Annotated in this window: 27 protein-coding genes; 9 read left to right on the top strand and 18 right to left on the bottom strand. The window is 71.9% G+C overall.

Annotated features, from left to right (window positions below; genetic code table 11):
• Genes ACYBSK_RS14555 through ACYBSK_RS14525 form a run of 7 tightly spaced genes read right to left on the bottom strand, consistent with a single transcriptional unit; the run spans position 1 to position 7,560 of the window.
• A complete protein-coding gene (locus tag ACYBSK_RS14555) occupies positions 1-801 on the bottom strand; it encodes an SDR family NAD(P)-dependent oxidoreductase (protein ID WP_460246352.1) in 801 nt (266 codons plus the stop codon).
• Positions 802-837: 36 nt separating this feature from the next.
• Positions 838-2,310: an aldehyde dehydrogenase family protein gene (locus ACYBSK_RS14550; protein WP_460246351.1), complete on the bottom strand. Its 1,473-nt coding sequence runs from the start codon at positions 2,308-2,310 to the stop codon at positions 838-840.
• Positions 2,307-3,164 (bottom strand): ATP-binding cassette domain-containing protein, encoded by an 858-nt coding sequence (locus ACYBSK_RS14545; RefSeq protein WP_460246350.1) that lies wholly within the window; start codon positions 3,162-3,164, stop codon positions 2,307-2,309. Before ACYBSK_RS14545 ends, ACYBSK_RS14550 begins: the two co-directional genes overlap by 4 nt.
• Positions 3,157-4,203, bottom strand: coding sequence for an ABC transporter ATP-binding protein (locus ACYBSK_RS14540; protein WP_460246349.1), 1,047 nt, complete (start codon positions 4,201-4,203; stop codon positions 3,157-3,159). Before ACYBSK_RS14540 ends, ACYBSK_RS14545 begins: the two co-directional genes overlap by 8 nt.
• Positions 4,200-5,066 carry an ABC transporter permease gene (locus tag ACYBSK_RS14535; RefSeq protein ID WP_460246348.1) on the bottom strand — a complete coding sequence of 289 codons (867 nt, stop codon included), beginning with the start codon at positions 5,064-5,066 and terminating at the stop codon, positions 4,200-4,202. The genes ACYBSK_RS14540 and ACYBSK_RS14535 overlap by 4 nt, the downstream gene beginning before the upstream one ends.
• Entirely contained in the window at positions 5,066-6,013 is a 948-nt protein-coding gene (locus tag ACYBSK_RS14530; RefSeq protein ID WP_460246347.1) for an ABC transporter permease, read from the bottom strand. The genes ACYBSK_RS14535 and ACYBSK_RS14530 overlap by 1 nt, the downstream gene beginning before the upstream one ends.
• Positions 6,010-7,560, bottom strand: a complete 1,551-nt coding sequence (locus ACYBSK_RS14525; RefSeq protein ID WP_460246346.1) for an ABC transporter substrate-binding protein — start codon at positions 7,558-7,560, stop codon at positions 6,010-6,012. The genes ACYBSK_RS14530 and ACYBSK_RS14525 overlap by 4 nt, the downstream gene beginning before the upstream one ends.
• Before the next feature lie 95 nt (positions 7,561-7,655).
• Between ACYBSK_RS14525 and ACYBSK_RS14520 the strand changes: the two genes are divergently transcribed.
• Positions 7,656-9,086 (top strand): amidase, encoded by a 1,431-nt coding sequence (locus ACYBSK_RS14520; protein ID WP_460246345.1) that lies wholly within the window; start codon positions 7,656-7,658, stop codon positions 9,084-9,086.
• Complete coding sequence (locus ACYBSK_RS14515) at positions 9,083-9,853, top strand: FadR/GntR family transcriptional regulator (protein ID WP_460246344.1); 771 nt, start codon at positions 9,083-9,085, stop codon at positions 9,851-9,853. Before ACYBSK_RS14520 ends, ACYBSK_RS14515 begins: the two co-directional genes overlap by 4 nt.
• Before the next feature lie 82 nt (positions 9,854-9,935).
• On the opposite strand, the gene ACYBSK_RS14510 is transcribed toward ACYBSK_RS14515, so the two are convergent.
• Both ACYBSK_RS14510 and ACYBSK_RS14505 read right to left on the bottom strand, forming a co-directional pair.
• On the bottom strand, positions 9,936-11,315 hold the full coding sequence (locus ACYBSK_RS14510; RefSeq protein WP_460246343.1) for a C1 family peptidase: 1,380 nt from the start codon (positions 11,313-11,315) through the stop codon (positions 9,936-9,938).
• Between the two features lie 156 nt (positions 11,316-11,471).
• On the bottom strand, positions 11,472-11,861 hold the full coding sequence (locus ACYBSK_RS14505; RefSeq protein WP_460246342.1) for a VOC family protein: 390 nt from the start codon (positions 11,859-11,861) through the stop codon (positions 11,472-11,474).
• 216 nt (positions 11,862-12,077) lie between these two features.
• Between ACYBSK_RS14505 and ACYBSK_RS14500 the strand changes: the two genes are divergently transcribed.
• The 4 genes from ACYBSK_RS14500 to ACYBSK_RS14485 are packed head-to-tail and all read left to right on the top strand — an operon-like array spanning position 12,078 to position 16,436.
• Positions 12,078-13,280: an NAD(P)/FAD-dependent oxidoreductase gene (locus ACYBSK_RS14500; protein WP_460246341.1), complete on the top strand. Its 1,203-nt coding sequence runs from the start codon at positions 12,078-12,080 to the stop codon at positions 13,278-13,280.
• A 48-nt stretch (positions 13,281-13,328) separates the two neighbouring features.
• On the top strand, positions 13,329-14,792 hold the full coding sequence (locus ACYBSK_RS14495) for an MBL fold metallo-hydrolase (protein WP_460246340.1): 1,464 nt from the start codon (positions 13,329-13,331) through the stop codon (positions 14,790-14,792).
• Positions 14,789-15,598: a sulfite exporter TauE/SafE family protein gene (locus ACYBSK_RS14490; protein ID WP_460246339.1), complete on the top strand. Its 810-nt coding sequence runs from the start codon at positions 14,789-14,791 to the stop codon at positions 15,596-15,598. The genes ACYBSK_RS14495 and ACYBSK_RS14490 overlap by 4 nt, the downstream gene beginning before the upstream one ends.
• 40 nt (positions 15,599-15,638) lie before the next feature.
• A complete protein-coding gene (locus ACYBSK_RS14485) occupies positions 15,639-16,436 on the top strand; it encodes a GntR family transcriptional regulator (protein WP_457477477.1) in 798 nt (265 codons plus the stop codon).
• 18 nt (positions 16,437-16,454) lie between these two features.
• Here ACYBSK_RS14485 and ACYBSK_RS14480 read toward each other — a convergent pair whose 3' ends face one another.
• On the bottom strand, positions 16,455-17,066 hold the full coding sequence (locus ACYBSK_RS14480; protein ID WP_457477476.1) for a TetR/AcrR family transcriptional regulator: 612 nt from the start codon (positions 17,064-17,066) through the stop codon (positions 16,455-16,457).
• Positions 17,067-17,324: 258 nt separating this feature from the next.
• Here ACYBSK_RS14480 and ACYBSK_RS14475 point away from each other — a divergent pair, with 258 nt between their 5' ends.
• Positions 17,325-17,723 carry an ATP-binding protein gene (locus tag ACYBSK_RS14475; RefSeq protein ID WP_457477475.1) on the top strand — a complete coding sequence of 133 codons (399 nt, stop codon included), beginning with the start codon at positions 17,325-17,327 and terminating at the stop codon, positions 17,721-17,723.
• Between the two features lie 152 nt (positions 17,724-17,875).
• Entirely contained in the window at positions 17,876-18,745 is an 870-nt protein-coding gene (locus ACYBSK_RS14470; RefSeq protein ID WP_457477474.1) for a SigB/SigF/SigG family RNA polymerase sigma factor, read from the top strand.
• Between the two features lie 119 nt (positions 18,746-18,864).
• On the opposite strand, the gene ACYBSK_RS14465 is transcribed toward ACYBSK_RS14470, so the two are convergent.
• The 3 genes from ACYBSK_RS14465 to ACYBSK_RS14455 form a co-directional block, all read right to left on the bottom strand.
• Positions 18,865-20,028: an FUSC family protein gene (locus ACYBSK_RS14465; RefSeq protein WP_457477473.1), complete on the bottom strand. Its 1,164-nt coding sequence runs from the start codon at positions 20,026-20,028 to the stop codon at positions 18,865-18,867.
• Positions 20,029-20,249: 221 nt separating this feature from the next.
• On the bottom strand, positions 20,250-20,468 hold the full coding sequence (locus ACYBSK_RS14460) for a hypothetical protein (RefSeq protein ID WP_457477472.1): 219 nt from the start codon (positions 20,466-20,468) through the stop codon (positions 20,250-20,252).
• Between the two features lie 90 nt (positions 20,469-20,558).
• On the bottom strand, positions 20,559-20,732 hold the full coding sequence (locus ACYBSK_RS14455; protein WP_457477471.1) for a CsbD family protein: 174 nt from the start codon (positions 20,730-20,732) through the stop codon (positions 20,559-20,561).
• Between the two features lie 147 nt (positions 20,733-20,879).
• Here ACYBSK_RS14455 and ACYBSK_RS14450 point away from each other — a divergent pair, with 147 nt between their 5' ends.
• Entirely contained in the window at positions 20,880-22,091 is a 1,212-nt protein-coding gene (locus tag ACYBSK_RS14450; RefSeq protein ID WP_457477470.1) for a phospholipase D-like domain-containing protein, read from the top strand.
• Between the two features lie 58 nt (positions 22,092-22,149).
• Here the strand turns inward: ACYBSK_RS14450 and ACYBSK_RS14445 are convergent, their stop codons facing one another.
• The 5 genes from ACYBSK_RS14445 to ppk2 form a co-directional block, all read right to left on the bottom strand.
• Entirely contained in the window at positions 22,150-22,923 is a 774-nt protein-coding gene (locus ACYBSK_RS14445; protein WP_460246338.1) for a DUF1206 domain-containing protein, read from the bottom strand.
• A 132-nt stretch (positions 22,924-23,055) separates the two neighbouring features.
• Positions 23,056-23,397, bottom strand: coding sequence for an STAS domain-containing protein (locus ACYBSK_RS14440; RefSeq protein ID WP_457477468.1), 342 nt, complete (start codon positions 23,395-23,397; stop codon positions 23,056-23,058).
• Positions 23,394-24,698: a SpoIIE family protein phosphatase gene (locus tag ACYBSK_RS14435; RefSeq protein WP_460246337.1), complete on the bottom strand. Its 1,305-nt coding sequence runs from the start codon at positions 24,696-24,698 to the stop codon at positions 23,394-23,396. Before ACYBSK_RS14435 ends, ACYBSK_RS14440 begins: the two co-directional genes overlap by 4 nt.
• Complete coding sequence (locus ACYBSK_RS14430; protein WP_457481747.1) at positions 24,698-25,501, bottom strand: alpha/beta fold hydrolase; 804 nt, start codon at positions 25,499-25,501, stop codon at positions 24,698-24,700. The genes ACYBSK_RS14435 and ACYBSK_RS14430 overlap by 1 nt, the downstream gene beginning before the upstream one ends.
• A gap of 60 nt (positions 25,502-25,561) precedes the next feature.
• Positions 25,562-26,527: a polyphosphate kinase 2 gene (ppk2, locus tag ACYBSK_RS14425; protein ID WP_460246336.1), complete on the bottom strand. Its 966-nt coding sequence runs from the start codon at positions 26,525-26,527 to the stop codon at positions 25,562-25,564.
• Positions 26,528-26,615: the final 88 nt, after the last annotated feature.

Genomic DNA, 26,615 nt, shown 5'->3' with positions numbered 1-26,615 from the left:
TCAACTCGGCGGCGTGTACCGGCCGTCGACGGCCGTCCAGCCCCCGTCCACGAACAGTTGACTGCCCGTCACGAACGACGACGCGTCCGAGGCCAGGTAGACGACCGCGCCCGCCAGTTCGTCGGGGCGCGACCAGCGGCCCAGCGCGCTCTTGCTCGCGTACGCGTCGGACCACTCCGGCACCGCCCGGATCTGCTCGGTGAGCGGCGTCGCCACGACTCCCGGCGCGATCGTGTTCACGCGTACGCCCGCCGGGCCGAGTTCGGCCGCCGCCGTCCGCGTGAGCTGCACGAGGCCCGCCTTGGTGGCCGCGTACACGCCCTGGCCCGGCTCCACGGTCACGGACCGGATGGAGCTGAAGCCGATGATGCTGCCCCGGCCGCGCTCCGCCATGCCCCGGCCGAACGCCCGCACCAGGTCGAAGGAGGCCCGCAGGTTGAGGGAGACGACCCGGTCGAACTCCTCCGACGTGTAGTCGAGGAGGCGCTTGCGGACGTTCGTCGCGGCGGTGAAGACGAGGACGTCGACCGCGCCGAGGTCCTCGGCGGCGCGGTTCACGGTCTCGGTGTCGAGCACGTCGAGGGCGTACGCGGACATGCCGGGGGCCAGCGACGCCGTCTCCTCGGCGGCCTCCGGGTCGCGGTCCGCGCACACCACGTGCGCGCCGTGCGCGGCGAGGGCGAGGGCGCTCTCGCGGCCGATGCCGCCGCCCCCGCCCACCACGACCGCCGTGCGGCCGTCGAGTCGGAACAGGCCTGTGTAGTCGGGGCGTTGAGGTTGTTCGGGGCGCTTCCGGGTCACCGTGTCACCGGTCCTTCTTCGTCGTGCTCGGACGGATCACTGGTCCTTCTGCTTCGTGCTCGGGCGGATCACCGCCATGCGGGTCACCGTCAGTTCGTCGAGGGCGAACCGGGGCCCCTCCCGGCCGGTCCCGGAGTCCTTCACGCCGCCGTACGGCATGGTGTCGGAGCGGAATCCGGGAACCTCGTTGACGACGACACCACCCGCCTCCAGGCGTTCCACCGCGGCGAACGCGGTGTCCAGGGACGCGGTGTACACACTGGCGTGAAGCCCGTAGCGCGCGTCGTTGACCAGGGCGAACGCCGTGTCGATGTCGGGGACGGAGCGCAGGCACACCACCGGGCCGAAGATCTCCTCGGACCAGACGGGGAGAGCGGGGTCCGGGTCGAGCAGGAGCGTGGGTTCCAGCACGCCGTCGGTGATCCCGCCCCCGGCCGCGAGCGTCGCGCCCGCCTTGACGGCTTCCTCGACCCAGGTACGTACGCGGTCGGTCGACGCCTCGTCGATGAGCGCGGAGACACGTGTGCCGGGGTCCCTCGGGTCACCCGTGGCGATCCGCGGGATGCGTGTCTTCAGGCGGGTCACGAAGGTGTCGCGCACCGCTTCCTCCACCACGACCCGCTGCACGCTGATGCAGGCCTGACCGGACGCGTAGTAGCCACCGCGCACGACCGCGTCGACGGCGGCGTCGAGATCGGCGTCCGCGGCCACCACCAGGGCGGCGTTGGAGCCGAGTTCGAGGAGGACCTTGGTGGGCGCCGCGTCCTTGGCGATGCGGTGGCCGACGGCGGCGGAGCCGGTGAAGGAGACCGCGCCGATCCGGCGGTCGGTGGTGAGCGCCCGCCCCACCTCCGGTCCCCCGGTGACCAGCTGCACGGCGGCGCGCGGGGCCCCGGCCGCGGCCAGTGCCTCGCGCAGCAGATGGACGAACCACAGCGTGGCCAGCGGGGTCTGCGGGGCGGGCTTGGCGACGACCGGGCAGGCCGCCGCGACCGACGGGGCGACCTTGTGGGCGGCGAGCAGCAACGGGTAGTTGAAGCCGGCGATGCCGATCACGACGCCGATGGGCTTGCGCGTCCAGAAGCCGAGCAGCCCCTCGCCCGAGGGCAGCAGATCGAGCGGCACCGTCTCGCCGTGCAGCCGCGCCACCTCCTCGGCGGACGTACGCAGCGTCAGCAGGGTGCGGTCGACCTCGACACGGCAGTCGACGAGCGGTTTCCCGGTCTCCAGGACGAGGAGCCGCTCGAAGTCCGCGCGCCGGGCGGCGAGGGCGTCGTGGGTCGCGTGGAGGGCGGCGGCCCGGGTGTGCGAGGGCAGCCGGCCGACGGTGTCGCGGACCGCGAGCGCCTCCTCCAGCGCCCGGAGCGCGAGCGCGGTGTCACCGACGGGTGCGCGGCCGACCACCGACCCGTCGTAGGGGAAGCGCACCTCCTCGGTGGCGGGTGCCGGCAGCCATGTGTCGCCGACGGGCAGTCCTTCGGGGAACTCCCTCGCCCACTGTGTGCTCATGCGTGCCCCTCCTGGTGCTCCTGGACGAGGTCGGCCGCCGTCACTCCGGCGAGCGCCTTCTCCAGCGTCGGCACGGCGGCGATCAGCCGTTGGGTGTACGGGTGTCGGGGGTGGTCGTAGAGCCGCGCGGTCGGGCCGCTCTCGACGATCTCGCCGGACCGCATGACGGCGACGTGGTCGCACACGTGCCGGACGACGGACAGGTCGTGGGAGACGAAGACGAGCGTCAGGTTCAGCTCGTCGACGAGGTCGGCGATCAGATTGAGGACCTGGGCGCGCACGGACACGTCGAGGGCGCTGACCGGTTCGTCGGCCACGAGGATGCCCGGCCGGGGCGCGAGGGCGCGGGCTATGGAGATGCGCTGGCGCTGGCCGCCGGAGAACTGGTGCGGGTAGCGGCGCGCCGCGTCGGCGTCGAGGCCGACCGAGTCGAGGAGTTCGGCGACCCGCTGCTTACGGTCGCCGATGCCCTGTGCGACGAGTGGTTCGGCGACGATGTCGCCCACCCGCATCCGCGGGTCGAGGGAGCTCATCGGGTCCTGGAAGACGAGCTGGAGGCGTTCGCGGACGAACCGCAGCCGCCGCTCCGGCAGCCGGGTGATGTCCCGGCCCTCGATCTCGACGGTGCCGCTCGTGGGCCTGTCGAGCCCGGCGAGGATCCGCAGCAGGGTCGACTTCCCGCACCCCGACTCCCCCACGATGCCGAAGCGTTGGCCCTTCGGTACGGAGAAGGTGACGCCGCGCAGCGCGTGCACGGGCGGTGCGGGGGTGCGCAGCGAGGTGCGCGGCCGGTGGTAGTCGCGGGTGACGTCGGTGACGCGGAGGGCGTCGGTGCGGGTGTTCCGGTCAGCCACGGCCTGCCTCCTGGTGGTCGGGGGTGTCCGCGTCCCGGGCGTCGGCGGGGTCGGCCGGGACCGGGTGGAAGCAGGCGTAGCCGGAGTCCGGGCCGGTCGGGGTCCACGCGGGGCGGGTGGCGCAGCGGTCGGTGGCGGCGGTGCAGCGATTGCGGAAGACGCAGCCTTCGGGGAAGGCGCCGGCGGGTGGCACCGAGCCGGCGATGGTGGCGAGGCGGCCGCGCTCGTCGACGACCGTCAGGTCGGACGCGCCGAGCAGGCCCCGCGTGTAGCGGTGCCGGGGGCGGGTGAACACCTCCCGTACGGGGCCGGATTCGACGATCCGGCCGCCGTACATCACCAGGACGCGTTCGCAGGCGGTCGCCACCACGGCCAGATCGTGGGTGATGAAGAGGAGGGCCGAGCCCCGGTCCCGTACCCCGCTGACGACGAGGTCGAGGACGCGGGCCTGCACGGTGACGTCGAGCGCGGTGGTGGGTTCGTCGCAGACGAGGAGGGCGGGGTCGTTGGCGAGGGCGATGGCGAGGACGATCCGCTGGCGCTGGCCGCCGGAGAACTGGTGCGGGTAGGCGCGCGCGGCGGCCGCAGGATCGGGCAGGCCGACCTGGTCGAGGAGTTCCACGGCGGCGGCGTGCGCGGCGGCGCGGTCCGGCCGGGTGCGGTGGACGAGGAGTACCTCGGCGATCTGGCGGCCGACACGCATCGTGGGGTTGAGGGCGGTCATGGGTTCCTGGAACACCATGGCCAGGTCCTTGCCGCGTACGCGCGACATCCGTCGCTCGTCGGCGCCGATGAGGTCGTGGTCGACACCGGCGAGGCGTACCGAGCCGGTGGCGCGCAGCCCTTCGGGGAGCAGGCCCATGAGGCTCAGCGAGGTGAGGGACTTGCCGGAGCCGGATTCGCCGATGAGGCCGACCCGTTCACCGGAGCGGATGGTGAACTCGACGTCCTGGACGAGCGGTTGGGCGTCACCCGCGTGCACGTCGAGGCCGCGGACGGTCAGCACGTCGTCCGGTGGGGACACCACGGGGTCGGTCATCGGCGGTTCTCCACCTTGGGGTCGAAGCGGTCGCGGAGCCCGTCGCCGAGCAGGTTGAAGCCGAGGACGGCGACGGCGATGGCGAGGCCGGGGAAGACGGCGAGGCGGGGCGCGGTGCCGAGCAGTTCCTGGCTCTCCTGGAGCATCCGGCCCCAGGACGGGGTGGGCGGCGGGGTGCCGAAGCCGAGGAAGGACAGCGCGGCCTCGGCGAGCACGGCGAGGGCGAAGCCGACGGAGGCCTGCACGATGACGAGTCCTGCGACGTTCGGCAGGACGTGCCGCAGCGCGATGGCGAACGGTCCGCGTCCGGCGGCCCGCGCGGCCATCACGTACTCCGTGCCCATCACCTGGAGGGTGCCGCCGCGGATGAGCCGGGCGAAGCCGGGGACGGCGGCGATGCCGATGGCGAGCATGGCGACGCCGGTGCCCGCGCCGTAGACGGCGGCGAACATGATGGCGAGCAGCAGGGCGGGGAAGGCGAGGATCAAGTCGTTTCCGCGCATGAGGAGTTCACCGGACCAGCGGGGGCCCATCGCGGCGAGGATGCCGAGCGGCACGCCGACGACGGCGGCGACGCCGACGGCGACAAGGCCGACGTAGAGCGTCGTGCGCGAGCCGATGAGGATCTGGCTGAAGACGTCGCGGCCGAACTTGTCAGTGCCGAACCAGTGGGCGGTGGACGGGTCCTGGAGTCGCACGGCGGGGTCCACGAGCGTCGGATCGTACGGGGTCCAGACGAAGGACAGCAGCGCCGCGCCGACCACGAGCGCGACGACGGTCCCGCCGACGAGGAGGGAGCCGGGCAGCGGCCTCCGGCGGCGGCGTGCGGTCACGGCCAGGTCCACGGCGTTCGGAGCAGCCATCAGCCACGCACCCTGAGTCGAGGATCGATCACCAGATAGGCCAGGTCCACCAGGAAGTTCACGAGCAGTACCGCCGCGGCGACGATCATGACGACGTCCTGCACGACGATGAGGTCCCGGCCGGCGACGCTGTCGAGCAGCAGGCTGCCGAGGCCGGGGATGACGAAGACGCGCTCGATGACGACGGCGCCCACGAGAAGGGTCGCCAGTTGCAGGGCGAGGACGGTGACGACGGGTACGGACGCGTTGCGCAGCCCGTGCCGGACGAGCGCCCGCGTCGGCCGCAGCCCCTTGGCGCGCGCCGTGCGCAGGTAGTCCTCGCGCAGGACGTCGAGCACGGCGCTGCGGACGTAGCGGGTGAGGACGGCGGCCTGGACGAGTCCGAGGGAGAGCGCGGGCATCAGCAGCTGTTTGAGGAAGAGCACGGGATCGTCGACGGGTGGGGTCCAGCCGTTCGCGGGCAGCCAGCCGAGGCCCACCGCGAACACCGTGATCATCAGGATGCCCGCGAGGAACGCCGGTACGGCGACGCCGAGTTGGGAGAGCGCCGACAGCACGAGCCCCGACGGCCTGCGGTGCCGCACCGCCATCAGGGTGCCGAGCGGCACGGCGACGAGGCAGGCGATCACCATGCCGGCGCCGACCAGCCAGAGGGTGACGAGGAGCCGGTCGGCGAGCTGTGGGCCGATGGGGGTGCCCGAGATGTAGGAGTCGCCGAGGTCGAAGGTGACCAGGTCGTGCAGCCAGCCGAGGTACTGGTCGAGGAGGGAGCGGTCGAGGCCGAACTGTTCGCGGAGCCGGGCCACCGCGGAGTCGGACGCGCCGGTGCCGAGGGCGACGCGCGCGGGGTCGCCGGGCAGCACGGCCATGAACGCGAACACCACGACGGAGCTCACGAACAGGCTCGCCGCCAGGATCGCGATGCGCTGCGCGAGACGGACGATCATCGGTTCACCTCCGCCGCTCGCCGGCTCAGGCCGGTGAGGTCCAGGGACTCGGTGACGCTGTTCACCGGGAGGCCGGTGATGTCGGCGTCCGCCACCATCAGGTTCGGCAGCAGGAACAGCCAGTCGGCGGCGGCGTCCTCGGAAAGCGTCCGGGCGGCGGCGCGCATGGCGGCGCTCTGCTCCGCGCGGCTGCCGGTGTCCGCCTTCGCCAACTGCGCGCGGAACGTGGGGTTGTCGTAGCGCGTGTAGTAGTTCTTGTCGCCGAACACGGCCGCCATGTCGCGGGGTTCGACGTGGGACATGATCGTCATGTCGTAGTCGGCGTTCTTGAACACCGTCGTCAGCCATGCCGCGGGGAACTCCAGCTGGCTCAACTCGACGGTGAAACCGGCCTGTTCGAGCTGGCTCTTGACGACGGTGCCGCAGGCGGCGGCGTAGGGCAGCGTCGGAATCCGCAGCCGCAGGGTGCGCCCGGCCTGGCCGGACTCGGCGAGGAGGCGGCGCGCCTTGTCCCGGTCGTACGGATACAGGTCGGTGAGGTCCTGGTACCAGGGGTCGGTCGGCGGCACCATGCTGCCGATGAGCTTGCCGCGCCCGCCCCAGCAGGTGTCGACGAGGGCCCGGTGGTCGATAGCGTACCGGACGGCCTGCCGTGCCTTCCTGCTCTTCATGGGCCCTGAACCGTTGTTCAGCGACAGCATCACCTCACCGTTGGTCGAGCCCTCGATGACGCGGTACGCGGGGTTGTTCTCGAACCGGTAGAGGGAGTCCGGCGACTGCATCGCCGCGATGACGTCGATGGTGCCCGTCAGCAGCGCGTTGTTCATCGCCGTCGGGTCCTTGAAGTACTTGAGCGTGACCGTGTCGAAGTGCGGGGCGCGCCCCCAGTAGCCGGGGCGGCGGGCGAGGGTGAGGGAGTCGCCGCGGTTCCACTTCCTCAGTTCGTACGGGCCGGTGCCGACGGGGTTCGTGGCCAGCTCGTCGACGCCGGTGCGGCTGAACATGGCGCCGGTGCGGGTCGTCATCCGGTACAGCCAGTCGTTGCTCGGCTTCTTCAGCGTCACCCTCAACTCGTCGCGGGAGACGGCCCGTACGTCGTCGACGACGCTCATCTGGGCCTTGAGGGCCACCGTCCACTCGGGGACGACGCGCTCGATGGAGAACTTGGCGTCCTCGGCGGTGAACGGTGCGCCGTTGCTGAACTTCGCGTCGTCGGTGAGGTGGAAGGTGTAGGTGCGGCGGTCCTTCGACAGCTCCCAGGAGCGGGCGAGCGCGGGGCGGATCCTCCCGTGCTGGTCGAGCTTCACCAGGTTCTCGTACACGTTGTAGAGCAGCGCCTGCGGGATGGCGGCGCCGTCGGTCCTGGTGAAGTCGAGGTTGGCGGGTTCGGCGGTGACGCCGATGACCAGGGAGTCACCGGGGCCCTGCGGGCGGGAGCCGGAGGCGGTGGAGCCCGCGGAGCAGGCCGTCGTCAGGAGCAGGAGACAGGCGACCGCCAGGGCGGCGGCCGTCCGGGCGCGCCGCCCGCGTCGTCGGTCCTCGCTCATGCACGACACCTTCCGCCACAACTGGCCTGACCAGTAAGCTCACTTGACAGGTACCGTGACGACTGGGGCGGTACCTGTCAAGAGGGAGGGTGCGGATGCTCACCGATCAGAACCTGGCCACCATGTCCGCCGTCGAGATGACCGCCCGCTTCGCCGACCGTTCGGTGTCGCCCGTCGAGGTCCACGACGCCGTCCAGTCGGTGATCGAGGCCCGCGAGGACGTGCTCAACGCGTTCTGGGTGCGTGACCCGGAGGAGTCCCGCAAGGCCGCCGAGGCGAGCGAGGCCCGCTGGGCGGCTGGCGCGCCGCTCGGTCCGATCGACGGGGTGCCGGTCACCCTCAAGGAGAACATCGCCCGCAGGGGCGTACCCATGCCGTCGGGCAACGCCGGGGTGGAGCCGGTGGTCCCCGAGCGGGACGCGCCGATCACCGAACGGGTCCTGGAATCGGGCGCGTCGGTGCTCGGTTCGACGGTCATGCCGGACTGGGGCATGCTCTCCTCCGGCGTCTCCAGCCGTCACGGCATCACGCGCAGCCCGTGGAACCCGGCCTGGACGACGGGCGGTTCGAGTTCCGGCGCGGGCGCGGCGGCCGCGGGCGGGTACGGGCCGCTGCACGTCGGCTCGGACATCGGCGGCTCGATCCGGCTTCCCGGTACGTGGCTGGGGCTCGCCACGCTGAAGCCGAGCGACGGCCGAGTCCCCCTGGACACCCCGTACTTGGGGCGGGCGGCGGGGCCGATGGCGCGGACGGTGGCGGACCTGGCGCTGTTCATGCGCGTCCTGAGCGGGCCCCACCCGCGGGACTGGACGAGCCTGCCGCCGCAGGACGTCGACTGGTCGCTGCCCCCGGGCGAGGTGCGCGGGCTGCGGGTGGGCCTGCATCTGGACGCGGGGTGCGGCGGGCCGCTCGACGCGGAGGTGGTGGCGGCGGTGCGCGCGGCGGCCGAGGTGTTCGCCGCGGCGGGCGCCACGGTCGAGCCCCTCGACCCCTTCATGACGCAGGAACTCCTGGACGACCTGGACCTGTTCTGGCGGGTGCGCTCCTGGAACGACCTGCGCAAGCTGTCCCCCGAGGCCGCGCTGCGGGTCCACCCGTACGTCATGGGCTGGTGCCGGGAGGGCGCGGACGTGTCCGGGACCCGGGTCCTGCACTGCTACCAGCAGATCATGCGGATCCAGTCCGTGACGGTGGCGGCGACGCTCCCCCACGACATCGTGCTGTCGCCGGTGGCCCCGGTCGCGGCGTTCGCGGCGGAGCGGCCGATGCCGTTCATGGAGCCGGGGAGGACCATGTCCCACATCGGTTTCACGGCGCCGTACAACATGTCGGGCCAGCCCGCCGCGACGGTCAACTGCGGCTTCACGGCGGACGGCCGGCCCATCGGCGTCCAGCTCTCGGGGCGCCGCTTCGACGACGCCGGGGTGCTGCGGGCGGCGGCCTGGTACGAGCGGGTCCGTCCGGCCGGGGCGGTTCCCCGCTGGCCGGACGCGAGTCCCGGGGGCGCGGCGGGGGTGGCGTCGTGACGTCGGAGGGGGCGCGGTTCCAGCAGGTCGCGCCGGTGCGGCTGTACCAGCGCATCGTCGAGCAGATCGAGCAGGCGATCGCCTCCGGCGCCCTCAAGCCCGGTCAGCGTCTGCCGAGCGAGCGGGAGTTGGTGACGCAGTTCGGCGCGAGCCGGCCCACCGTGCGGGAGGCGCTGCGGGTCCTGGAGAGCAACGGCCTGGTCCGGTCCCGTCCCGGCGATCCGCGGGGCCCGGAGATCCTGCCGTTCACCACGGCGGGCCTGGCGAAGGAGATGACACGCCTCGCCCGCTTCGACACCGTCTCGATCGCCGAGCTGATCTCGTTCCGCATGATCCTCGACGGCTCGGCGAGCCAACTGGCGGCGCACCTGCGCACGGACGACGAACTGGCCGAGATGGAGCGCACGGTGACGGCGATGGCCGCGGCGATCGACGCGGGCTACGAGGAGTTCAGCGCGGCGGACGTGGCGTTCCACGAGGTCGTCGCGCGCGCCAGCCGCAACGCGCTGATCGAGGTCTCCAACCAGGTGGTCCGCGGCGCGGTCCTCACCCTGATCGCCGACAAGGTCGCCCACGCCACCCACCGCGAGTCCCTGATGCGCACCTCGCTCCGCCACCACCAGGAGGTCCTGACCGCCATCCGCGCCCGCGACGGCCTCGCGGCGTCCCGCATCTCACGACGGACGCTGTACGACTACTACGCGGGGTACGTGGCGCAGGAGGAGCGCGGGGCCCTGTGGGCCTTGGTGGAGGGAGAGGCGGAGTGAGAGGCGGAGTGAGGCGCGCCGCCGGGCCCGCCGGCCGCGTCGCTCGCGGGGGCCGGCCCGGCGCATCACCATGGGTGGCGATTCAGTCGGCGAGCGCGCCCATCGGGTCCCAGGCGGGCAGCACGATCGGCGGCTCGTCGAGAGCCGCGGACAGCTCCGGCGGGAGGGCGTCGCGGCGGACCGCGACCTCGAAGACGTGCTCGCCGAACCACGAGTCGTTCATCGTCCAGAAGCCCTTGTCGGCCTTGTCGTCGCCCCAGCTGTTCTCGACCCGCCAGCGGCGCGGCGCGCCGTCGACGACGTCGACGCCGGTGAAGAGCATGGCGTGGGTCATCTGGGTCTCGTGGTGGAGGAGCCGGTCCGCCTTGCCGAGCTGGAACCGGGCGTCGTAGACGGACGCGTAGTCGAAGAGTTCGGCGTCCCAGATGCCGAGGTCGGGGCGCATCATCTGGGCGACGTCGCAGCCGAACCAGACGGGTTCGCCGCCGACGAGGGCCTCCATGCTGAGGCGCTTGATCAGCTCCATCTCCACGTTGAGGTAGACGACGGGCGGGGCCTCGACGATGTTGCCCAGGTGCTCGACGGTGAAGGTGCGGCCGACGGGGCTGGACTCGCGCGGGTCGTGGACGAGGCACACGTACTGGTCGAGGGGTATCCGCACGTACGCCTCGGCGAACTCGACGGGGGTCGTCCAGCCGTCGCGGTGGAACTCCTGGTCCTTGTCGCGCCACTGCCACAGGAACCTCCGCGGCGGCGTGCCGAGGTGGATGCTGAGCACGCGGTGCACGGCGCCGAGCACCTCCGCCTTGCGGGCGCGCTGCGCCTCGACCCCTTCGGCCGCCGCCCGGCGCAGATCGCGGGCGCCCTGCCGGAGCAGGCTCATGAGGGCCCGGTTCATGGGTCCGGTCGCGGAGGAGCTCTCGGTCTCGGGCATCGCCGACTTGGGGACCAGTCCGTGCTTGGCGACGAGCGCCACGAACATGTTCCACTGCCCGCCGTCGCTGATCGGGTCGTCGAGCAGGTGCGCCACCGTGCGGTCGTCGACATCGCGGTCGGAGGTGGCGATGACGCTTTCGAGGAAGTGGTTCGCCCGCTCGAACTTGTCCCACCACAGCACGTAGTTCTGGGAGAACTCGAAGTCCTTCACCCCGAGCTTCTCGGCGGCTCCGACACGCAGCAGGTTGAGCCCGGCGAACATCCAACAGCGGCCGCTGCGCTTCTGGTTGGTGACCTTCCAGTCGTCCAGGTGGTGCGAGACGGAGTGGTCGATGGAGGTGACGATCCGCCGGTCGAGCGCGATGTCGTCGACCGGCGTCTGCGTCACCGCGTTCTGCATCAGCCGGTTGGCGGGCCGGGCGGCGAACTCCTTCTCGTAGACGTCGAGTTGCGCCGCCCCGAGGCTGCGGTCCCCGTCGGCCGGTGCGTCGGTGGGCTGATCGGCATGAACGTGTCCGAGCGTCACAGTATCCGCTTCCCGTTCTCGAATCGGCCCGCCGTCGGTGGGGCCTGGGCAAGGAGGAGAGGCACCTCGGACTCACCGTCGCACGGCCGTTCCAAGCCAGTCAACGGAGCAGTGTTCAATGTTCAGTTAAGTGTCGGCCGGAAGAAGCGGGGCTGGTCAGGCACCCTCGGCGCCCTGCGGGTACCAGCGCAGTTCGACGGTGTTGCCGTCCGGGTCCTTGATGTACACGGACTGCGCCTGCCCCCGGGCGCCCCAGCGCGGCACCGGCCCCTCCAGGACGTCGAAGGCACCGGAGTCGATGACCTCCTGCCAGTCCAGCGGGTCGACGACGAGACAGAAGTGGTCGACGTTGGACTCGATGCGGGGAGCGGCGAACAGGTCGATGACGGTGCTGTCGTCGATCCGCAGGGACGGGAACGGCACCTTTCCGGCCCGCCACTCCTCCACCCGCTCGGGCGCGAGGCCCAGGCGCCCGGTGTAGAACTCCAGCGACTTGTCGACATCGGTCACGTTGAGGACCAGGTGATCGAGGGCTTTGACGCGCATGGGTTCGTTCCCCGTCTCTGTCGGTGGCCGCGCGCCCGGTCGGGCGCCGGCTCATGGCCTGCTTAGTCGAGCGGGGGTACGACGGCAAGCCCTCGCTCCCGGTCGCAAATGTACGTACAGGTCCAGCCAGAATCCCCGAACCCGCTTGTCCGTGCGTCGAAAGAGGCCCTAGCGTAGATGTACGTACATTGCGGCGAGGGACGGGGAGGTTTTCCCTTGGTGACCAGGCAGCACCACCGGACGGTGATCGTCGGAGGCGGCTCGGCGGGCATCTCGGTCGCGGCGCGGCTCCGGCGCGCCGGAGAGCGGGACGTCGCCGTGCTCGAACCGAGCGACCGGCACTACTACCAGCCCCTGTGGACACTGGTGGGCGGCGGCCGGGCGCCGCTGCGGGAGAGCGTCCGCCCGCAGCGGTCCACGCTGCCGAAGGGCGTCCGGTGGATCCGGCGCGCCGCGGTCGCCGTCGATCCGCAGGCGCAGGAGGTGACCCTGGACGACGAGAGTGTCGTGCACTACGACCACCTCGTGGTCTGCGCCGGTATCCAGCTGGACTGGGACGGGGTGCCCGGCCTCGAAGCCGGGCTCGGCCAGAACGGTCTTTCCAGCAACTATCTGCCCCACACCGCGCCTCTGACCTGGCGCTTCATCCGTGACACCCGTTCGGGCAGCGCGGTGTTCAGCATGCCGTCGGGCGCGATCAAGTGCGGCGGCGCCCCGCAGAAGATCGCCTACCTCGCCGCCGACCACTGGCGCGGGCAGGGCGTCCTCGGCCGCATCGACGTGCACCTCGTCATCCCCGCGGACACCCTCTTCGGCGTCCCGGAGTTCGCCCGGGTCCTGGAGGGCGTCGCCCGCAGGTACGGCATCCACGTCCACTACGGCAGCGAGGTCACCGAAGTGCGCCCGGAGGCCCGGGAGGTCGTCGTCACCGAGATCGGCTCGGGCCGCGCGCAGACCCTGCCGTACGACATGGCCCATCTGGTGCCGCCGCAGAGCGCCCCGAACTGGATCAAGCGCGGGCCGCTCGCGGACCCGGCGAGCCCGGCCGGATACGTCGAGATCGACCCGCACACGATGCGGCACGTCCGGTACCCCAACATCTGGGCGCTCGGTGACGCGGGCTCCTCGCCGAACTCCAAGACCGGCGCGGCCGTGCGCAAGCAGGCACCGGTGGTCGTCGAGAACCTGCTCGCGTCGATGCACGGCCGGCCGCCCACGGCCACGTACGACGGGTACTCCTCGTGCCCGCTGACGACCGCCCGCGACAAGATGCTGCTCGCCGAGTTCGACTACAGCGGGCGGCCCGCGCCGTCGATCCCGCTGATCGACACCGTCCGCGAGCGCACCGACATGTGGTACCTCAAGCGGCACGGACTGCCGTTCCTGTACTGGAACCTCATGCTGCGCGGACTCGCGTAACCCCCTCCCTCTCCCCCGCAAAACCCCTCCCTGTCACAGGAGTTCGTCATGCCCAAGGAGCCCGTCGCCGACGACGGCACCGCACCCGCGACCGACCTCGGCACCGGCCCGCTGATCTGCGTACGGTTCTACGTCGACTGCCTCTCGCACGCCTCGTACCTCGTCGGCGACCGCACCACGGGCCGCGCGCTCGTGGTCGACCCGCGGCGTGATGTCAACGACTACCTCGCCACCGCCGCACACCACGGCCTCACCATCGAGCGCGTCGTCGAGACCCATGTGCACGCCGACTTCCTCTCCGGCCACCTGGAACTCGCCGCGCGCACCGGCGCCCGGATCTCCTACGGCGCCGCCGCCGACGTCGACTTCGACACCGACCCGCTGAACGACGGCGACCACCTGAGTCTCGGCTCGGTCGACCTGGAGGTGCTGCACACACCGGGACACACCATGGAGTCGATCTGCCTGCTCGTCCGCGCGCACGCCGACGACCCCGTGCCCTACGCCGTCCTCACCGGTGACACCCTCTTCATCGGCGACGTGGGACGTCCCGATCTGCTGAGCGCGCGCGGCCGGTCCGCCGAGGAGATGGCCCGCGCCCTCTACCGCTCCACCCGCGAGCGCCTGCTCACCCTCCCCGACGAGACCCGCGTCCTCCCGGCCCACGGGGCGGGCTCGGCCTGCGGCAAGAACCTGTCCAGCGAGGCCAGTTCGACCATCGGCGTCCAGCGCCGGACCAACGCCGCGCTCGCCGACATGACGGAGGACGCCTTCGTCGGGACGGTCACCTCCGGCCAGCCCACCGCGCCCGCCTACTTCCCGTTCACGTCCGCGCGCAACCGCCAGGCCCGTCCGGTGCTCGACGAGGACGCGCCCGTCCCCGACCTCACCCCGGACGCCGTACGGCGGGTCCGCGCGGGCGGCGCGCTCGTCCTCGACACCCGCGCCCCCGACGCCTTCGCCGCGGCCCATCTGCCCGGATCGGTCAACGTCCCGCTCGGCGGCCGCTTCGCCGAACTCTGCGGAGAGGTGCTGCCGGCCGGGGCCGACCTCGTCCTGTGCGGCGAGCCCGACCGCGCGCGCGAGGCCCGCAACCGGCTCGGCCGCATCGGCTTCGACCGGGTGCTCGGCGCCCTGCCCGGCCCCGGCGCCCGCGGGGCCGGGGAGCCGGTGTCGGTGCCACGGGTGGAGCCGGAGGCCCTCGCCGAGCGCCTGGCGGCCGGGAGCGCGGACCCCGTGACCGTGCTGGACGTCCGCGGCCCCGGCGAGATCGACGACACCGGCACCGTGCCGGGCGCCCACAGGATCCCGCTGCCCGAACTGGTAAAGCGGCTGGGTGAGTTGACGTCGCAGCAGGACATCGTCGTGGTCTGCGCCAGCGGCAACCGGTCGTCCGTGGCCGCCTCCGTGCTGCGGGCCCGCGGCTTCCGCGCCGACGACCTGCGCGGTGGGTTCGCCGCGTGGCGCGGTCCCGTCGCGCACCCGTCCCGCGGGGGCGGCGGCCGCGCGTGAACGTCCTGATTCTCGCCGTGGTGTGCGGCGCCGTCGTCGGCCTCGCCCTCGGCGGGCTCGGCGGCGGCGGGGGCGTGCTCGCGGTACCGGCCCTGGTGTATCTGCTGGGTGTCTCCCCCGCCGACGCGGGCACCACCAGCCTGGCCGTCGTCACGGTGACCTCGGCGACCGCCCTCGCCCGGCACGCGGGCACCGGCACCGTCCGCTGGCGCACCGGCGTCCTGTTCGCGGCGGTCGGCGTGGCGCCGACCGTGGCGGCGTCCGTGCTCGCGCACCGCGTGCCGCAGGCCGTACTGACCGCGGCGTTCGCCGTGCTGGCGGCGGTGGCGGCCGTGGTGATGCTGCGCGGCACGCGGGTGCGCGAGGGTGTGACGCGGGTGGTGGCGGCGACCGTCCCGGCGGGCCCAACCGCTCCCGTCGACGCACCGACGCGCGGGCCCGGACCGGCGCGGACGGCGGGCGCGGGGGCGGGGCTCGGAGCCGTGACCGGTCTGCTGGGGGTCGGCGGCGGCTTCCTCGCCGTGCCGACCCTGGTGTCGGTCCTGCGGCTGCCGATGCGGGCGGCCGTCGGTACCAGCCTCGTCGTCACCCTCCTCAACTCGCTCGTGTCCCTCACGACGCGCCTGACGACACACGGGCTCTCCGTGAACCCCGCGGTGCTCGGCCCGTTCATCGGAGCGGCGGTGCTCGGCGCGTGGGACGGCAAGCGGCTGACGGCAGGACTGTCGAGTCGGACCCTGCGGCGGGCGTTCGCGGCGCTGCTGCTCGGGACGGCCGCGTTCATGCTGATCGACGCCGTCGTGTGAGGTGGCACGGGGTTTGCGCCGCCTCCGCAAATGAACGAGCATGCATCCCGTGCCCACCAGCAGCTCCCAGTCCGGCCCCCGCCCGCTCACCCGCACCAAGGGCAGGCCACTGTGGTCCCAGCTCCGCGCCGACCTGCTGCGGCGCCTGGAGGACGGCGAGTTCCGCGACGTCTTCCCCGGTGAGCACGATCTCGTCGCCGAGTACCGGGTGAGCCGGCACACGGTCCGCGAGGCGCTGCGCACGCTGCGCGCCGAGGGTCTGGTGACGGCGCAGCGGGGGCGCGTCTCACGGTTCGCGGCGAGCCGGCCGCTGGAGCAGAAGGTCGGCGAGGCGTACAGCCTCTTCCGCTCCGTCGAGGAGGTCGGGGCCGTTCAGCGCAGTGTCGTGCGCCGCCTGGACGAGCGCGCCGACGGTGTCATCGCCGCCCGTCTGGGCCTTGAGGAGTCCACGCCGCTCGTCCACCTGGAACGGCTGCGCCTCGCCGACGGGGAGCCGCTCGCGGTCGACCGCGTCTGGCTCCCGGCGGACCTCGCCCGGCCGCTGCTGTCGGTCGACTTCACGCACACCGCGCTCTACGACGAGCTGGAGCGGCACTGCCGTACCCGCATCAGTGGCGGCTGGGAGCGGATCCGGGCGGTCGTGCCCACGCGCGCGGAGCGCGAGCTGCTGGACTGCCGTGAGTCCACCGCCCTGTTCGCCATCGACCGCCTGGGCCACGACGCCGCGCGCCGTCAGGTCGAGTGGCGCCAGACCCTGGTCCGCGCGGACCGCTTCGCGGTGTCGGCGGCGTTCTCCACCGACGGCTACCGGCTGGGCGCCCCGGTCCCCACGCCCTGAGCGGTGCGGGCCCGAGGGCTACTTCCGCGCCGGGCGCCGTACCGACCTGGGCCGGTACTCCACCACCGTGAGGGCCAGGGACACGTACCGTTCGACGAGTTCGTCGGGGGTGACCTCGCCGTCGGGGCGGTACCACTGGGCGATGGCGTTGCACATGGCGATGACGGCGCGGCGCGCGTCGTCCGGGTACGGGGTGAGGAACACGCCGTCGGCGACGCCGCGTTCGATGACCTCGCGGAACTGCTGGGTGCCGCGCTCCTCGTTCTTGCGGTAGCGGGCGAGGTGTTCGGGCTCCAGGCTGCGCCCCTCGGTGAGCACGATGCTGCTCTTGACCGGGTGCTCGATACGGAACTGGACCGTGGCCGTGACGAGCGCCTCCAGCTGCTCCGCCGGGTCGTCGCCCGCCTGTTCGAGGGCGGTGCCGCAGGCGCCGAAGTAGGCGTCGAGGCCCTCGTCGAGGATGGCGACGAGCAGTTCCTGCTTGCCCTTGTAGTAGTAGTACAGCGCGGACAGGCTGACTCCGGCGCGCCCCGCGATGTCGCGGATGGAGGTGGCCCCGTAACCCTGTTCGGAGAACTCTTCGCGGGCGGCCTCGATGATGGCCTTGTGACCTGCGGGTCGAGTGGACACGATGCTCCGATCTGCTGGGCCGCCCAGTCCGCCTCGCAACTGGGCACGCGTACCACGGGCGTGGACGCCGTCGTTTAACGAGCGTTCAAACCGCAGGTGGCCCCGTACCCAACCATGGGCCCACCGCACTGTCAACCGGCCGTCGGCCGGATTCGTCCCGGCCGCGAGGGGCGTCGCGTGTTTCGTCCCGCAGAAGCGGGAATGCGAACGGAACACTCAACGAGAGCCACGAACCGCACGACGAAGGAAGGCTTTCCCATGAGCGCTCCAACCCCCCAGGCGGAGCGCGTGACCTGCCCCGAAGCCCGCAGCCGGGTCAGGTCGGTGCTCCAGCCCCTGTGCGACAGCCTGCCCGCCTGTACGGCGGAGCGACTGTGTCAGGACGCCTGCCTGGTGACCAGCGAACTGATCACCAATGCGATGCTGCACGCCGGAGGCGTCAGCGACTTCGACGCCCAGCTCGACGGCCAGGTCCTGACGGTGCGCGTCAGCGACCACAGCCCCGCCCCGCCGGCCCCGCTGCCCCGCGCGCCCGAGCGGTCCGGCGGCTTCGGCTGGACCATCGTCAGCCGCCTCAGTACTCACGTGGACATCGTGCTGGACGACGCCGGAAAGACCGTCACGGTGACGATCGACGCCGCCCGGCTGGCCGCCTGAGGCACGGTCAGTGGGGCGGCCGGGGCCCTTGTGACCACCTCGTGAACGAACTCGCCGGAGAATATGGAGGATCACCAGGATTGCCCGGCGTAAAGGCGGGCACACGCAGGTCAGCGAAGCACCCATCCGAACCAGCGAGGGGGACACCCGCAATGACCACCGTGACGGCGTCCGCACACACCCGGCACTCGGCCTCACGGACTGAGCAGAACCTGATCGAGCGTGCCTATGCCGACCCGGCTTCGATAGCACCGCGGGACGCCCGCGAGGTGGGCAGGCACTTCTTCGATCGTCTCACCCGGCTCGAGGAGGGGACTCACGAGTTCCAGTACGTGCGCAACGTACTGATCGAGATGAACCTCTCCCTGGTGCAGTACGCCGCGTCGCGGTTCAAGCACCGTGGGCACGAGGAGATGGAGGACATCATCCAGGTCGGCACGATCGGCCTGATCAAGGCGATCGACCGGTTCGAGCTGACCCGCGGGGTCGAGTTCACCTCCTTCGCCGTGCCCTACATCACGGGTGAGATCAAGCGGTTCTTCCGCGACACCAGTTGGGCCGTGCACGTGCCCCGGCGCCTCCAGGAGGCTCGTGTCGAGCTCTCCCGGGCCACCGAGGAGCTGAGCACCCGGCTGGGGCGGTCGCCGTCCACGCAGGAGCTCGCCGAGCTGATGCAGCTGGAGCCCGCCGAGGTCGCCGAGGCCCAGAAGGCGGTGAACGGGTACAACGCGATGTCCCTGGACGCCGCCGCGATGGGCAAGGACGACGAGAACGAGAGCGTCCTGGCCGACTACATCGGCGTCGACGAGGAGCGCTTCGAGCTCGTCGAGGACTTCCACGCGCTGGCCCCGCTCATCGCCGAACTCGACGAACGCGACCGCACCATCGTGCATCTGCGCTTCGTCGAGGAGCGCACCCAGCAGGAGATCGCCGACGAGCTCGGCTGCTCGCAGATGCACGTCTCCCGTCTCATCTCGCGCATCCTGAACAAGCTTCGCGACGGCCTGCTCGCCACCGAGTGACACCGTCTCCCCCTGGGGCGAGAGTTCCGGCACGAAGGCGGGGCCGCACCGTTTCGCACGGTGCGGCCCCGCCTTCGTGTGCGGACGGCGTCCCGGACGCCCGATCCGAACGGCAGGCCCTACGCGTCCGCCGTGGCCTTGAGGACGTCGCAGGTGTGCTGGAACTCCTCCATCAGACGGGTCGCCTCGACCACGAGGACGCCGTACGGGCGGGTGGAGTCGGCCAGCGGCAGCTCGTGCTCGCGCGCCGACTCGACGATCCGCTCCCGCGCCTCCTGGGCCGTGTTCGCCAGCCGGCACATCTCGTCGGCCTGCTCGTCGAGGGTGTCGCTGTCGATCTCGGCGACGACATGGGCGATGTCGCGCAGCCGGCGCGTGAAGTCCGCGTACTTCTCGAGCACCGGCGCGTAGGTGTACGTGTCGTCCGTCTCGCGCCACCGGCCGAGGCTGCGGGTGAGCGAGGCGAGCTGGTAGACCGCCCGCTCCAGCGCGTCGAGCGTGTCCCGGTAGCGGCCGAACCCGAGGTAGCCGCGGTGCGCGGGCAGCAGGCGGCGCGGGTTGAGGGGCACGCTGTTCTCGGCCATGTCGAGCCCGCTGCGGGCCTGTTCGACCGCGTTCTGGAGCCGGCCGCCCGCGGTGCGCCACTCCTCGGCGCGGTCCTCGTCGACGCCGCCGGTGCACAGCCCCTCCGCCATGTCGTCGAGGAGCGTCTCGATCTCGGCGGCGAGGATACGCAGACCGTGTTCGGCGCTGCGGTAGCGGAGCGGGGGCGCGATGCACAGATTCACGACCAGGCCGATGCCGCAGCCGATGACGACGAGCAGGATGATCTGCCCGAGCTGGCTCGCGCTCTGCCCCGTCGAGGTGGCCGAGGCGTAGGTCGAGAACGCGAAGAAGGCCGCCGTCGGGACCTGGGAGCGCTGCTCCCCCAGCGCCGGCCACTGCGCGACGCACAGCGCGACCAGCGCGACCACGACGAAGGCGAACAGGTCGGGTCCCGCGGTGAAGCCGATCGCGGCCTGCACCGCCACGCCGACCGTGACGGCACCGGTGTAGCGCAGCGACTGCCAGACCGACGTGTAGATCGTCGCGTTCATGGTGAGCACCGCGGAGAACGGCGCGAACGCGGGCGACGTCGCGTTCATGAGGTCGTGCGAGACCCACCACGCCAAGGTCGCGGCCAGCGCGCACTTGACGACGAACAGCACGGTGGCACGTTCGTGCCCGGACGAGCGCCACGCCCGCTTCCACCACTGACCAAAATTTCGGATCCGGTCCAGCACGTGCTCTGTGTTTCCTTTCCTTGTGCCACTTCGCGTACATCACAACAGAAAAGGTGGGCCCGGCCGTTGAAGGCCGGGCCCACCCTGTGAGGACGGCGTGCCCCTCAGGCACGCCTCACCGCCACCTGCCACGGGACGGACCACGAAGCTCCTGCCGACCGTGTGCTCCCGCCCGCCTTCCGCAAACCACGTTCCTCCGCGTCATTCGGCGGCCCGGAGAATTACGGCAGGTCGACCTGGCGTGCCGCGTCGACGAGCCGGCGCAGCTCGTCCTCGGTCCAGCCGGTGAGCCGTGACACGTGCGACCAGTCCTCGGCCGTGGCGTCCTCGGACCGCAGGACGGCGGCCGCCTCGGCCTCCAGGTCCGTGCGGGCCGCGTCCAGTCCGGAGACGGCGTCCTGATACCTCTGCAGTGCGAGTTCCAACTTGGGTGCGTCCATCGCCGCATTGTGCCGCACACGAACGGCGGCGCGGGGACGGCCGCTTCGGGCCGTCCCCGCGCCGGGATTCGTCATGGGGTGGGCGGCGGCTCAGTGCCGGCCGACGTCCTTCGCGGACTCCTTGCCCTGACGGGCCGCCCCCAGGGACTTGGCCGCGCGGCCCTTGGCCTTGAGGCGTTCGTTGCCGACGGCGCGTCCCGTGGCCTCCATGACGGCGCCCGCGGCCTGCTCCGCCTGGGCCTTGGCCTTCTCACTCGCGGTCATGCCGTTCACCATCCGTTCAGTGGACTTCAGTGCTGACCTTCGCGTGGCCGCTGCGCGCGGGACTAAACGTGTCGCACGGCATCGCGTGAAGACGGCGTGACGGGGCAGTGGATGTCTTGCCCCTGCCCCCGAATCCATGGAGCACCCGTGACCACCAGCATCCCTGCCCCCACCAGTACCGTCGCGGACGCCGCCGCCGGCACGGAGGCGTCGAGTCTGCGGCTGCGGCGGCGCCTGGAACGGCTGATAGGCATCGCCGCCACGGAGGGCAACGCGCTCACGCCGCTGCGCAACGGGAAGGAGATCTTCCCCGCGATGCTGGACGCCATCAAGGGCGCCCAGCACACGATCGACATGATGACCTTCGTGTACTGGCGGGGCGAGATCGCCCGTGACTTCGCGCACGCGCTCGCCGCGCGCGCCCGCGCGGGTGTCCGCGTGCGGCTGCTCCTGGACGGCTTCGGCAGCCGCACCATCGAGGGAGAACTCCTCGCGCTGATGGACGAGGCCGGGGTGCAGGTCGCCTGGTTCCGCAAGCCGTTGCTGCTGTCGCCGTTCAAGCAGAACCACCGGTGCCACCGCAAGGTCCTGGTCGTCGACGAGCGGACGGCGTTCACCGGCGGCGTGGGCATCGCCGAGGAGTGGTGCGGCGACGCCCGCAACCCGAACGAGTGGCGCGACACCCACGTACGGGTCACCGGGCCGGCCGTCGACGGCGTCTGCGCGGCCTTCGCCCAGAACTGGGCCGAGTGCCACGACGAACTCTTCGACGAGCAGGACCGGTTCATCGAGCACGAGCCGAGCGGGAACGCCGTCGTGCAGGTGGTGCGCGGCTCCGCCAGCATCGGCTGGCAGGACATGCAGACGCTGCTGCGCGTGGTGATCGAGTCCGCGCAGACCCGGCTGCGCCTGGCGACCGCGTACTTCTCCCCCGACGCCTATTTCGTCGGGCTGCTCTGCGAGGCTGCCGCGCGGGGCGTGGAGGTCGAACTGCTCGTGCCGGGTCCGCACACCGACAAGGAGGTCAGCCGGATCGCCGGGCGCCACTACTACGCGCGGCTCCTGGAGTGCGGCGTCGTCGTGCGCGAGTACCAGCGCACCATGCTGCACTGCAAGGTCGTCACGGTCGACGGGATCGCGGCGCTGGTCGGCTCCACGAACCTCAACCGGCGGTCCATGAACCACGACGAGGAGGTCATGCTCGCCGTGCTCGACGAGGAGTTCACCGCCACGCTGGACGCCGACTACGAACGCGACGTCTCCCACAGCATGCGCGTGCGGCCCGACCGGTGGAACCGGCGGCCGGTCGCCTTCCGCGCCGCGGAGAAGGCGACCCGCGCCATCCAGCACTTCCTGTGATCGGCGGGAGCGGGGGCCCGGCGGTCGGCCGGGCCCCCGAACACGGCGGGACGGCGCGTCAGACCTTGCGCCAGCGGGCGTTGGCCCACGAGAAGAACCCGAAGGCGACGAGCCCCACGGCGATCAGGGCGAGCAGCCACGGCCCGGCCGGTGTGTCGGTGAAGGAGCGCAGCGTGTCGTCGATGCCCTTGGCCCGGCCCGGCTCGTGCCGCACCGCGGCGGTGACGGCGAAGGCGCCCGCGGCGGCGAAGACGATGCCGCGTGAGGTACCGCCGAACACGCCGAGGAAGTCGACGCCCTTGCGCGTGCGGCCGGTGAGCTCGGACATCTTCAGGTGCTTGTGGAACTTGCGCATCAGGGCCCGGCCTCCGATCCAGACACCGGCCCCGGCGACGGCGAGTCCCGCGGCGGCGACGATCCACTGTCCGCCCGGCCATTCCAGTGCCTTCGCGGTGACGTCCTTGGAGCTCTTGTCGGAGCTGTTGCCGCCGCTCGACTTCTCTCCGGCGGCGAAGGACAGCACGGAGTAGGAGACGAAGGCGTAGAAGACGAAGCGGCCCGCGGCCATCGCCCGCTTGCTCGGCTTCCTGCCGTCAGGACCGGCCTGTCCGAAGGCCGCTTCCGAAAGGCGCCACACGGCCATGCCGACCAGGGCGATGCCGAGCAGCCACAGCAGGGCCATGCCGAAGGGCTTCTCCGCGATCTCCGCCACGGCACCGCTGCGGTCCGCCTGCTTGCCGCTGCCACCGTCGGAGAAGGCGATGCGCAGGGCGAGGAAACCGATCAGAAGGTAGATGACGCCCCGGCCGATGAAGCCGGCGCGCGCCGCCATCGCGACCGCGGGGCTTTTCGCCGCACTGCGAGCCCGTCCGAGACCTGGTGTCGCCGATCCAGTAACCATGTCAGCCGAATGCCCCCGCTTCGGCTCCCAACTCCTGCGAAACGGCGGCAGTACGGCGTGCGTTCAGGCCTCGCGCGGGGAGCCGGGCCGGCGGGCCGACGCCCCGAAGACCTCGTCGAGCCCCATGACGCGCAGCAGCCTCAGGGTCTTCTCGGGTACGGCGTCCAGACCGACGTCCGCGCCGGCCGCCTGGGCGTGGTTGCGGGCCGCGAGGAAGGCGGCGATGCCGCTGGAGTCGCAGAACTCCAGCGCGGTGAGGTCCAGCACGAGCCGGTCCCCGGAGCGCAGGACGAGAGCGCTCAGCCGCGAGCGCAGTTCGGGAGCGGTGTCGTAGTCGAGCACCCCGCCGATCCGGATCACGGGTCCGGCCGGGGTGTCGTGCGTGGTGGTGTGCAGCGGCTTCATGACGTGGTCTTCGGGTCGGGGTCGTACGGGGTGGTGGCGGGCACGCCGAGGGCGAGCAGGGCGGTGTCGTCGTCGAGGCCGTCGCCGAAGCCGGCGAGCAGCCCGGTGAGCGCTTCGACGACGTCGCGCGGGGAGCGGCCCGCGTGCGCGGTGACGAAGGCCCGCATGGCGTCCTCGCCGTAGAGGCTGGTGCGGTCGGCGCCGGTGCGGGCCTCGATGAGGCCGTCGGTGTAGAGCAGCAGGGTGTCGCCCGGCGCGAGGGTCGTCGTGGTGGCCGCGAAGTGCGGTTCGGGCAGCGCGCCGACCAGCAGGCCGCCGGGGGTGGGCAGGAAGTCGGCGGTACCGTCGCCGCGCAGCACCAGGGCGGGCGGGTGGCCGCCGGAGGCGAGGCGCACGGTGACGTGGCCGGAGTCGGTGGCGGGTTCGAGCATGCCGAAGATCGCGGTGCAGAAGCGGGGGTCGTCGCCGGTGTAGCGCTCGCCGAGTACCTGGTTGAGGGTGTTCAGCGCGGCGACGGGGTCCGGGTCGTGCAGCGCCGCCGCCCGCAGCGTGTAGCGGGTGAGCGAGGTGACGGCCGCCGCTTCGGGGCCCTTGCCGCAGACGTCGCCGAGGAAGAATCCGTGGCGCTTGCCGTCGACGGGGAAGACGTCGTAGAAGTCGCCGCCGAGCCGGTCGGGCGAGGCGGTGTGGTAGTACGCGGCCGCCTCCATGCCCGGCAGCGCGGGCAGCGTGGAGGGCAGCAGCGAGCGTTGGAGCGCGGCGAGGGCCTCCTGCAGGCGGGCGCGGTCGGCCTCGGCGCGGCGGGCGGCCTCCTCGGCGGCCCGGCGGGCGCGCAGGAGTTCGCTCTCGTAGGAGCGGCGGTCGGTGGCGTCGAAGAGGGTGGTGCGGATCAGCAGGGGTTCGCCGGTGGTGCCGTACTTGACCGTGGCGGAGACGAGGACGGGGCGGCGGCTGCCGTCGGTGTGCCTGATGTCGAGCGCGATGCTGTTGACCTCGCCCTGGAGGCGCAGGAGCGGCGCGAAGTGCGTCTCGTGGTACATCCGGCCGCCGGCGGTCAGCAGGTCGGTGAAGCGCATCCGGCCCAGCACCGCGTCGCGTTCCAGACCGAGCCAGCCCAGCAGGGTGGTGTTGATCTTGGCTATGGTGCCGTCCATCAGGGTGGACAGATAGCCGCAGGGCGCGTGCTCGTAGAGTTCCTGCGCGCTGTCCTCGAGGAGCGCGGTGAACGCCGCGTCCGGGTTCGGCCCGGCTGCGGCGTGCCCGGTGTCGCGGGGCTCGGAGTCCCGGTCGGCGCGGCACATCATCGGAGGTCCGCCAGGAAGCCGCGGATCGCCTCGTTGGTGGCCTCGGCCGCCGACAGGTGCGGGCAGTGGCCGACGGCGTCGAGCGTGATCCGCGAGGAGCCGGGGATCGCGGCGTGGACGTGGGCGCCGACCTCGCGGGGCGCGATGGCGTCCTGGAGGCAGTCGAGCACCAGCGTGGGCACGCTGACGCCCTTCAGCTCCTCGCGCGAGTCGGACAGGAACGTGGTCCGTGCGAACACGCGCGCCATGTCGGGGTCGGTGGCGCAGAAGCTGTTGGTGAGTTCCTCGCCCAGCTCGGGCCTGTCGGGGTTGCCCATGATGACGGGTGCCATCGCCGCGGACCAGCCGAGGTAGTTGGACTCCAGCGAGTCCAGCAGCTCGTCGATGTCCTGCTCGGTGAAGCCGCCGCGGTAGCCCTCGTCGTCGATGTAGCGCGGCGACGGCGTGATCATGACCAGGGAGGTGATCCGCTCGGGCGCGAGGCGGGCCGCCGTCACGCCGATCATGGCGCTGACCGAGTGCCCCACGAACGTCACGTCGCGCAGGTCGAGCGCCTCGCACACCTCCACGACGTCCTGGGCGTAGCCCGCCAGCGAGCTGTAGCGGTGCTCGGAGAACGCCGAGAGGTCGGAGCGTCCGCAGCCGACGTAGTCGAAGAGCACGACCCGGTGGTCCTCGGCCAGGGCGGGCACGGTCAGCCGCCACATGTTCTGGTCGCAGCCGAAGCCGTGGGCCAGCACCACCACCGGGCCGTTCGGATCGCCCGTGACGGTGACGTTGTTCCTGCGCTCGACATCCATGCCCGCCATCCTCCCAGCTCCCGCGATCTTCCCGTGCCGGGAGGCGTGCCTTTTCGGCCGTCAGGCCGGGGGATGCTGGCCGGGTCCGTCCTCGTGACCGGCGATCCGGCTGGGCGAGAGGTCCGTGGAGTCCTCCCCCGGTTCGAGGAGCGTGTTCGCGGGGCCGATCACCAGGGGGTCGGCGGCGCCCACGGCGTCCTCGTCCCGGGACTCGTAGTCGACGCGCAGCAGCAGGTGGCGCATCGCTTCGAGGCGGCCGCGGCGCTTGTCGTTGGTCTTGACCACGGTCCACGGGGCGTGCTCGGTGTCGGTGGCGCGGAACATCTCGACCTTGGCGCGGGTGTAGGCGTCCCACAGGTCGAGGGAGGCGAGGTCGGTGGGCGACAGCTTCCACTGCCGTACGGGGTCGACCTGGCGGATGGCGAACCGGGTGCGCTGTTCGGCGCGGGAGACGGAGAACCAGAACTTGACCAGCACGATGCCGTCGTCGGTGAGCATCTTCTCGAACTGGGGTGCCTGGTTCAGGAAGTGACGGTGCTGTTCGGGGGTGCAGAACCCCATGACGGGTTCGACCCCGGCGCGGTTGTACCAGGACCGGTCGAAGAAGACGATCTCACCGGCGCTCGGGAGCTGAGTGACGTAGCGCTGGAAGTACCACTGCCCGGCCTCCCGCCCGGTCGGCTTGTCGAGGGCGACGACGCGGGCGCCGCGCGGGTTGAGCCGCTCGGTGAACCGCTTGATGGTGCCGCCCTTGCCCGCGGCGTCCCGGCCCTCGCACAGCACGACGACGCGCAGCCCCTGCTCGCGCACCGTCTTCTGGAGTTTCAGCAGCTCGATCTGGAGGATCCGCTTGCGCCGCTCGTACTCCTTGCGGGGCAGTTTGGTGCTGTACGGGTAGTTCTCCCGCCAGGTCCGCAGCGGCTTCCCCTGTCCGTCGACCAGGACGGGCCGCTCCGGCCGGGAGGTGTCCACCCGCAGCCCTTCGAGCAGTTCGCCGTTGTCGCCGCCGTCGCCGTACTCGGGCACCCAGGTCTCCTCCGCCGAGCCGTCATGGATCTTGAGTCAAACACAGCTCGCGGCCGTGCGGACGGTCGGGCCGCAACGGGTGCCCAAC

The organism is Streptomyces sp. BYX5S, from assembly GCF_054724165.1.
This window is presented reverse-complemented; position numbering and strand designations above follow the sequence as displayed.